Annotated in this window: 10 protein-coding genes; 5 read left to right on the forward strand and 5 right to left on the reverse strand. The window is 67.1% G+C overall.

Annotation, left to right across the window (positions count from 1 at the left end; all coding sequences use genetic code 11):
* Positions 1-495 (forward strand): tyrosine-type recombinase/integrase (locus PHC73_RS09050; protein ID WP_300126915.1); only part of this gene is annotated, 495 nt, incomplete at its 5' end.
* 52 nt (positions 496-547) lie between these two features.
* On the opposite strand, the gene fnr is transcribed toward PHC73_RS09050, so the two are convergent.
* From fnr to PHC73_RS09070, 4 genes are all read right to left on the reverse strand, one after another.
* Complete coding sequence (gene fnr / locus PHC73_RS09055) at positions 548-1315, reverse strand: fumarate/nitrate reduction transcriptional regulator Fnr (RefSeq protein WP_300126917.1); 768 nt, start codon at positions 1313-1315, stop codon at positions 548-550.
* A gap of 258 nt (positions 1316-1573) precedes the next feature.
* Entirely contained in the window at positions 1574-2158 is a 585-nt protein-coding gene (locus PHC73_RS09060; RefSeq protein ID WP_300126919.1) for a MarC family protein, read from the reverse strand.
* Positions 2155-2925 carry a zinc-dependent peptidase gene (locus tag PHC73_RS09065; protein ID WP_300126921.1) on the reverse strand — a complete coding sequence of 257 codons (771 nt, stop codon included), beginning with the start codon at positions 2923-2925 and terminating at the stop codon, positions 2155-2157. Before PHC73_RS09065 ends, PHC73_RS09060 begins: the two co-directional genes overlap by 4 nt.
* Before the next feature lie 3 nt (positions 2926-2928).
* Positions 2929-3651 (reverse strand): NAD(P)H-binding protein, encoded by a 723-nt coding sequence (locus PHC73_RS09070; RefSeq protein WP_300126923.1) that lies wholly within the window; start codon positions 3649-3651, stop codon positions 2929-2931.
* Positions 3652-3898: 247 nt separating this feature from the next.
* Here PHC73_RS09070 and PHC73_RS09075 point away from each other — a divergent pair, with 247 nt between their 5' ends.
* The 4 genes from PHC73_RS09075 (at position 3899) to tadA (ending at position 6743) form a co-directional block, all read left to right on the forward strand.
* Positions 3899-5221, forward strand: coding sequence for an aromatic ring-hydroxylating dioxygenase subunit alpha (locus PHC73_RS09075; RefSeq protein WP_300126925.1), 1323 nt, complete (start codon positions 3899-3901; stop codon positions 5219-5221).
* A gap of 1 nt (position 5222) precedes the next feature.
* Positions 5223-5777 (forward strand): aromatic-ring-hydroxylating dioxygenase subunit beta, encoded by a 555-nt coding sequence (locus PHC73_RS09080; RefSeq protein ID WP_300126927.1) that lies wholly within the window; start codon positions 5223-5225, stop codon positions 5775-5777.
* A 155-nt stretch (positions 5778-5932) separates the two neighbouring features.
* Positions 5933-6265 (forward strand): hypothetical protein, encoded by a 333-nt coding sequence (locus tag PHC73_RS09085; protein ID WP_300126929.1) that lies wholly within the window; start codon positions 5933-5935, stop codon positions 6263-6265.
* A complete protein-coding gene (tadA, locus tag PHC73_RS09090; protein WP_300126931.1) occupies positions 6240-6743 on the forward strand; it encodes a tRNA adenosine(34) deaminase TadA in 504 nt (167 codons plus the stop codon). The genes PHC73_RS09085 and tadA overlap by 26 nt, the downstream gene beginning before the upstream one ends.
* A 56-nt stretch (positions 6744-6799) precedes the next feature.
* On the opposite strand, the gene PHC73_RS09095 is transcribed toward tadA, so the two are convergent.
* Positions 6800-7627, reverse strand: coding sequence for an alpha/beta fold hydrolase (locus PHC73_RS09095; RefSeq protein ID WP_300126933.1), 828 nt, complete (start codon positions 7625-7627; stop codon positions 6800-6802).
* Between the last annotated feature and the right edge of the window lie 307 nt (positions 7628-7934).

Here is a 7934-nt window from a genome sequence, read left to right on the forward strand (position 1 = left end):
CGGGCGCTGTTCGAACTGCTCTACTCGTCGGGCCTACGTCTGGCCGAGGCGGTGGCGCTCGATCGTCTCGACCTCGATCTTGGCGACGCCAGCGTGCGGGTGACCGGCAAGGGCAACAAGACACGCATCGTGCCGGTCGGCAGTCGTGCGCGTGAGGCGCTCGCCGACTGGCTCACGCTGCACGGCACGCTGGCCGGCGACTGCCCGGCGCTGTTCGTCAGCCGTCACGGTCGGCGCCTGTCGGCACGCGCCGTGCAGCAGCGCCTGCGGTACTGGGCCGATCGCCAGGGCATCGACCGGCGCGTCTACCCGCATCTGCTGCGTCACTCCTGCGCCAGCCATCTGCTGGAATCGTCCGGTGATCTACGCGCCGTGCAGGAACTGCTGGGTCATGCCAGTCTCGCCACCACGCAGGTCTACACCCACGTCGATTTTCAGTATCTGGCACGGGTCTACGACGCGGCGCACCCGCGCGCGCGCCGGCGCGGCGGCTGAAGACGGCGCCGCGCCGGCAGGTTGTGCCACGCGCTGCCCCATCGGGGCACGCTCAGCACACCCGGCGCTGGCTGCCGGATACCGCGTACCCGCAAAACGCCGCCAGCTCGGCGCCGCTCGCGATGCGTACCAGGCGGCCTTCGACCTCCACCAGGCCCTCGCGCTGAAGCTTGCCGAAGGCGCGGCTGACCGTCTCGGCGGCCAGGCGCAGATAGGCGGCGATGTCCTGCCGCGACATCGGCAGGTTGAACTCGCTGGCCGAGAAGCCCCGGTGCGCAAAGCGCTGCGACAGATCGAGCAACAGCAGCGCCAGGCGCCGCTCGGGCGAATGGTCGCCCAGCGTCAGCAGCTGCTGCTCCTTGCCGGCGATCTCGCGGCTCATCAGGCGCATCAGCTGGTGCTGCAGTGCCGGCACGCGGGCGGCAGCGTGCTCGAGCAGATCGAACGGCAGCTCGCACACGCTGGCCAGTTCCAGCGCCTCGGCGGTCACCTGATGGCGGTGCTCGACCATGCCGTCCAGACCAATCACCTCACCCGGCAGGTGAAAGCCGACGATCTGCTCGCTGCCGTCGGAGCCGAGCGTATAGGTCTTCACGGCGCCGCTGCGGGGCACGTAAATGGCCCGAAACGGTTCGTTGATGCGGAACAGCGTCCGGCCGCGGCCGACCGGTCGGCCACGCGAGACGATGCGCTCGAGTTCGGCCACCTCGGCATCTTTCATGCCGTGCGGCAGACACAGCTCATGCAGGTTACAGGTAGCACAGGCGGCTTTGAGACCACCGAGCGTTACGACGTTCGCCGTGGGGGAGTCGGCCGTCATGCGTTCCTTTTTGGGTCGTCTGGGTTGATGTGGCCAGGAATGTTCCGGAGCATCCCGTGCCGGGTGGCGGTACTGAATAAATCCACGCCGCCTGGTGGTGGGAAACCTACCACAAACCCGGTGTCTTGCTGTTTGGAGCACAGGTCGATCAGGGACATGCCGAAAAATTCCCTCCCTGGAATTTTTCGGCTCGCCGCCGCGCGGTACATGCCCGCGCGGCGCTCCATGGGCTGAGTAAATCGGTTCTTTGGCCCGACATCAGGCCAAAAAGCGTCGCACTCCCTCCAGCATCATGTTCACCGCGATCAGGTTCAGCAACAGGCCGGTGAGCTTTTCGAGCGCGTTGAGTCCGCGTGGGCCGAGCCACTGGGCGATACGCCGGCCCGGCAGAAACGTTGCCAGCGTCACCAGCAGCGCGCCCAGCAGCGCCAGCGCCAGGCGGCCGAGCGGCACCTGCTGCTGGGTGCGCAGCAGGATCACCGTGGCGATAGCGGCCGGGCCGGCAATGGCCGGCACGGCGATCGGCACCAGCATCGGATCGTCTGAATAGCCGTCGTGAAAGGCGCCCTGCGCGCCGCCATAGATCATGCGCAGTGACAGCAAAAACAGGATCACGCCGCCGCCGATGTGCAGCGCCGGCTCGCTGATACCGAAGATGCGCAGCAGGCCCGCCCCGCCCCAGCCGAGCAGCAGCAGCACGGCAAACGCAAACAGCGACTCGCGTAACACCGCGCGCCGGTAGGCGGCCGCATCGAGCCGGCCGAGCGCCGACAGCACCAGCGGCAGGTTGCCGAACGGGTCGGTGACCAGCACCAGCAGCAACAGCAGCTCGGCAATGCTCATGACGCCGGCCAGAACCGTGCCGGGTCCTGACGGTAAAACAGGCCGAGCTGGTCGTAGACCGCCGGGTAGCCGCGCCGCAGGGCGGGCGGGTCTTCGAAGAACAGCTCGCTCGCCACGGCGAAGAATTCGGCCGGCGACTCGGCGGCGTAGGGATCGAGCACCGTGTGCAGGCGGCGCAGCGCACGGCGGCGCAGGTCGCGAAAAGCGGCGGCGAACGCCTCACTCCAGGCGCCGCGATCCATGCCGGCGTGCAGCGGCGGGCAGCCGTTGGCGTCACCGTCGAGCTGATCGAGCTTGTGCGCGCATTCGTGCACCACGACGTTGTAGCCGTCACCCCAGCCACCGGCCTGCACGTCCGACAGCGACAGGATCAGCGGGCCGGCGGTCCACGATTCGCCGCCGCGCCAGTCTTCGATTTCGTGCACCACGCCGGCCTCGTCCACTTCGGTGAAGCGACTGCGAAACTCGCCCGGGTACAGCACCATGGCGTGCCAGCCGCGGTACCAGTCCAGCCCCAGGTTCAGCACCGGCAGCGCCGCCTGTAGCGCCAGCGCCAGCGCATCCGTGCGCGGGACGATCAGGTCGCCGACCGGTTCGAGCGCCTTGTCCGCCAGCAGGCGCGCGGCCAGCTGGCGCAGGCGCTCGCGCTCGGCCGCCGGCCAGTGCGCCAGCACCGGCACGCGCGCGAATGCCGCCGGCCAGTCGTCGGCGGCGTGCTGGCGCGACGGCACGCGGCTACCCCAGGCTCGCCACAGGCGCTGCAGCATCGTTCAGCCTGCCAGGGCGGCCAGCTTGGCGGCCAGTTGTTCGTCACTGTCGTGGCCGGGGCCGTCCCAGAACACGCTCAGTTCGCGCCGGCCGACCGCCGGATGCGTCACGCATGCCAGCAGCACGCGCGCCAGGTCGGCACGGCTGATCTGGTAACGCATCTCGAGCGGCCAGTCGCGGGCACTGATGTCCAGCAGGTGCTGGCCGGCGGGTTTGTTGTTGAGGATGCCGGCGCGCACGATGGTCCAGTCGAGGCCACTTTTTTTGAGGTACTCACCCTTGTCCAGCGAATGGTCGCGCAGGCCCGGCTTGACCCAGTTCAGGATCCTCATGCCGATGGAAGGCTGCGTAAGACCGATGGTCGACAGCAACACCACACGGCCGCCGAAACCGCGCTGCTTGCAGGCCTCCACCGTGTTGACCAGGCCGCCGTACATGACGGCGCGAATCCGCTCGCGGCTGGCGAACAGGCCGCGTCCGCCGATGCCGCCGGTGATATCCACCGTGAACACGATGCCGGCCCAGTCGCGGTCGATGGCCTCGAGCAGCGTTTCGGGACGCGTCACGTCGCCGTAGACCACGCTGGCTTTGTCGCCGAACAGCTGGCGGGCTTTTTCGACGCTGCGCACCACCGCGACCGCCGGCCGGCCGGCGGCGATCAGCTGCTGCATGGCGGCAAGGCCGGTGCCGCGGGTGGCGCCGATGACGGCGATAGTGTCGCGCATGGTCGCGTCCTCCTGGTTGCGAAGTGGTGCGATGAATTGTGGATGGAAACCCGGACGCTGCCATCCAGGCCGCGCCCGCTCACGCCGGTAGCGCTACCGGCTCGCGCTCGGCTGCGCCGGCTTGATGCCGGTCAAGAGTCACCGGCGGCGGCGTTTCGATACTGCTGCACGTTCGCGCCAGACGGCGCTGACCTGCCGTCGCCCGGGATCGTGCCAGGCGACTTCCCCACACCACGGAGGGTATCGCGTGAAAGACGTCAGTAAATTGATCCTGGAAGACGGGGCGGTGCAGGATCGCCGCATCTACTGGGACCAGGACATCTACGAGCAGGAGCTCGAGCAGATTTTCGCCCGCGCCTGGTGCTTTCTCGCCCACGAGTCGCAGATTCCGAACCCCGGCGACTATCTGACCACGCGCATGGGCGAGGACAACGTCATCGTCGCCCGGCAGCCGAACGGCAGCATCAAGGCATTCATCAACTCCTGCCCGCACCGCGGCAATGTGGTCTGCCACGCCGACAGCGGCAATACCAAGGCGTTCACCTGTGCCTACCACGGCTGGGCCTTCGGCCTGGATGGCGAGCTGGTGACCGTGCCGCTGGAACACGACACCTACTACGATGCCATCGAGCGGCCGCGCTACGCCATGCATCCGGTGGCCAAGGTGGAAAGCTACAAGGGTCTGGTGTTCGGCACCTTCGACGCCGGCGCGCCGTCGCTGCGTGATTACCTCGGCGACATGGCCTGGTACATGGACACCTTCCTCGACGTGCCCGGCGGCATCGAGCTGCTCGGCCCGCCGATGAAGTCCATCCTGAACTGCAACTGGAAGGTGCCGGTCGAGAACTTCATCGCCGACGGTTACCACGTCGGCTGGGCGCACGCGGCGGCGCTGAAGGCCATCGAGTCGCCGTTGACGCCGCTGGCCGGCAACCAGGCGTACGACGTCAATACTGGCCTGCAAGTCGCCACCCGCGGCGGGCACGGCTTCGGCGTCATCTGGGACGCGGCGGCCGCCATCCACCCGGAAGGCGGCGCCTACCGCGAGTGGCTGGCCAAGCGCACGCCGCTGGTGCGCGAGCGCCTCGGCGAGTGGCGCGCGCGCTTCTACAACGGCCACTGGGACGCCAGCATCTTCCCCAACTGCTCGTTCCTGTACGGCACCAACACTTGGAAGCTGTGGCTGCCGATGGGTCCGCACCACATCGAGGTGTGGACCTGGACGCTGGTCGAGAAGGAAATGCCGGAAGAACTCAAGCAGATGATGGTCGCCACCAACATGATGACCTTCGGCACCGCCGGTATGCTGGAGACCGACGACGGCGAGAACATGGAGCAGTGCACCGCCAGCAACCGCGGCTGGATGACGCGCCGCGGCAAGCTGTACTCGGGCATGGGCCAGGTGCGCGAGGGCGTGCACCCGGAGCTGCCCGGCATCATCGGCAAGGGCATCGTGTGCGAAACCTCCAATCGCGGCTTCTACCGCCGCTGGGCCGAACTGATGAGCGGCCGCAGCTGGGAAGAGATCGCCCGCGAACCGCACTACGCCCCCAACCGCCAGGTGGCCTGACATGAACGCACCGACCAAGATTCAAACCCCGGCCAACCCCCGTTACGTGGACCGCGACACCCTGTTCGAGATCGAGCGGTTCGAAATCCGCGAAGCGCGCATGCTCGACGAGGAGCGCTTTCGCGAGTGGTGGCGCACGCAGCTGACCGACGACGTCCATTACGTGCTGCCGGTGCGCGAAGTGCGCATGCGCGCCGACAAGAAGCCAGTCGGCAGCAACCCGGGTGCGTTCGTCTTCAACGACAACTATCAGATGCTCGACATGCGCATCCGGCGCCTGGAAACGGGCCTGGTGTGGATGGAGGACCCGCAGAACTACATCCGTCGCTTCATCAGCAACGTCGATGCCGCATGGGCCGACGACGCCCAGGGCGAGGTGGACGTGTGGTCCAACTTCATCGTCTACCGCAACCGCCGTCAGCGCGACGAGACCGTGGTGTGGGGCACCAAGCAGTGCCGCCTGCGCAAGGTGGACGGCCAGTGGAAGCTGGCGCGGCGTATCATCCTGGTCGACCAGCGTGTGGTGCTGGACAAGAACCTGTATTTCTTCTTGTAAGTACCCGCCGGAAAGGTTCCAGTCCTGATCTTGCCCGCCGGCGGCGTGTGATCCGCGCCGCCGGCGTTTTTGTTTTTGGGCCGGCGCGGCCCGTTGATCTGCCGGCATACTGCCTCCATCTGCCGCATTCGTCCGTGCGCCACCCGGGGATTCACATGCGTTACGTCGTCGTCGCCGCGGCCGTGCTGGGGCTCGCCGCCTGTACCCAGGAAACCCAAAACGAAATCGGCCGCGCCGTGCAGAACTGGACCGGCACCAACGGTGTGCTCGAGGTGTATGCCGGCCCGCAACTGGTCAGACGCTTTCTCGACATCGACAAGCTGAGCACCGCCTACGGCACCAAAGATGGCCTGCCGCGGCCATATCGCTTCGGTTACGGCGTGCTCGACGAAAACCTCAACGGTCAGCGCGATCCTGGCGAGAAAAGGGTGTATTTCGAAGTCAGCGACTACTCGACGCCGTATGTCTTTTACGAAAATCCCCACTGACGACCGTACGGCGATCGACCAGCATTGGATGGCGCGCGCTGTCGAGCTTGCGCTGGCCGCCGAGGCCGAGGGCGAAGTGCCGGTGGGCGCCGTGCTGGTGGCCGGCGAAGTCGTGCTGGGCGAAGGTTACAACCGCCCGATCGGCGCCTGCGATCCCACCGCACACGCCGAAATCGTGGCCCTGCGTGCGGCCGCCGCCCGCCTGGCCAACTACCGCCTGCCCGGCAGCACGCTGTATGTCACGCTCGAGCCGTGCGCCATGTGCGCCGGCGCCATCGTGCAGGCACGCGTCGGGCGGGTGGTGTTCGGCGCCCGCGATCCGCGCGCCGGGGCGGCGGGGTCGGTGTTTCAGGTGTTCGGCGAAGCACGCCTCAACCACCGCCCGGGGGTGACCGAAGGCGTGTTCGCCGAGCGCTGCAGCGCACTGCTGACCGAGTTTTTTCGCCGTCGCCGGCCGGGGCGGGATGCCCCGGCGTGAATCCGCTGTGGCATGGACACGGCTTCATGGCCTTTGCCCACGCGACGCGGGCTGCCTCATTCCTTCAGGAAATCCAGGCACAGCTTGTTGAACAGGTCGGCCTTTTCGTACTGAACCCAGTGGCCGCACTGCGAGAACACGATCAGGCGCGCGTTGTCGCATTCCTTGATGATCTCCATGCCCGACTCGACCGGGCAGGCGCGGTCGTCGCGGCCCCACAGCACCATGGTCGGCATGTTTTTCAGGATGTGCAGGCGCGGGCGCAGGTCGCCGATCGACAATGTCTGGAATACGCGCGGCGGCTGCGTCACCGCCACCTCGTAGCGCTCGTTGACCAGCTGGTCGGTGACGTCGTCTTTGGAGTACGCCATGTATTCCAGGAAGCGGCGCAGCTTGTCCTTGGTGAAACCGCCCTCCTCCTGACCGAGCGCTTTCAGCATCTGGATGGCCGGCATGGCGAGGTAGCGCTCCATCGGTCCGATGCCGCCGGGGCCCATCACCACCAGCTTCTTCACCCGCTGCGGGAAATCCTGCGCAAAGCGGATGGACATGGCGCCGCCCATGGAGTTGCCGACCAGCGTCACCGTGTCGAGTCCCAGCTGGTCGAACAGCTTGATCAGGCACTCCATCAGGGTCTCGAAATCGAAATTGCCATCGGCCGGCTTGGACGACAAACCGTAGCCGAAAGCATCCGGCGCGATGGCCCGGTAGCCCGCGTCTGCGAACACCTGCAGATTGCGCTGCCAGTTGGTCCAGCCGCCGGCACCCTGGCCGCCGCCGTGCAGGAACACGACCGGCTCACCGCTGCCGATGTCGTGGTAGTGCAGGCGGTTGCCGTTGCCCATGTCGGCGAAATTGGCGACCTTGTTGTATTGATAGTCCATCGGTTTATCCTCGGGTTGCAGCAAATGTCGGGGACGCGGGTGCGGCCAAAAAATACCGTGCTTCAGGGTTGCGGCTCGCCGCAGCACGGCTCACGTGCGCCGTCCACATCGGGGGCTTGTGCCCGTCGAAAGCCTCCCACCCCACACGGCCGGTGCACAGCGGATCGGCGCTGGCCTAGTCGTCGGCGTCGCGCGCATCGGGTGACGCGCCGCTCGCCGCGTCACCTTTGTCGACCAGCTCGCGCAGCTCCTTGCCAGGCTTGAAGTGGACCGCGTAGCGCTCGCCAAGCGGCACCGACTCGCCGGT

The organism is Immundisolibacter sp., from assembly GCF_028696615.1.
Classification (GTDB): domain Bacteria; phylum Pseudomonadota; class Gammaproteobacteria; order Immundisolibacterales; family Immundisolibacteraceae; genus Immundisolibacter.

Excerpts from the sequence above, each read along its gene's own strand:
- PHC73_RS09065 (WP_300126921.1), bottom strand. The coding sequence starts at position 2,925 with ATGCTGCAGCGCCTGTGGCGAGCCTGGGGTAGCCGCGTGCCGTCGCGC.
- PHC73_RS09080 (WP_300126927.1), top strand. The coding sequence starts at position 5,223 with ATGAACGCACCGACCAAGATTCAAACCCCGGCCAACCCCCGTTACGTG.
- PHC73_RS09095 (WP_300126933.1), bottom strand. The coding sequence starts at position 7,627 with ATGGACTATCAATACAACAAGGTCGCCAATTTCGCCGACATGGGCAAC.
- PHC73_RS09060 (WP_300126919.1), bottom strand. The coding sequence starts at position 2,158 with ATGAGCATTGCCGAGCTGCTGTTGCTGCTGGTGCTGGTCACCGACCCG.
- PHC73_RS09085 (WP_300126929.1), top strand. The coding sequence starts at position 5,933 with ATGCGTTACGTCGTCGTCGCCGCGGCCGTGCTGGGGCTCGCCGCCTGT.
- PHC73_RS09070 (WP_300126923.1), bottom strand. The coding sequence starts at position 3,651 with ATGCGCGACACTATCGCCGTCATCGGCGCCACCCGCGGCACCGGCCTT.
- tadA (WP_300126931.1), top strand. The coding sequence starts at position 6,240 with ATGTCTTTTACGAAAATCCCCACTGACGACCGTACGGCGATCGACCAG.
- fnr (WP_300126917.1), bottom strand. The coding sequence starts at position 1,315 with ATGACGGCCGACTCCCCCACGGCGAACGTCGTAACGCTCGGTGGTCTC.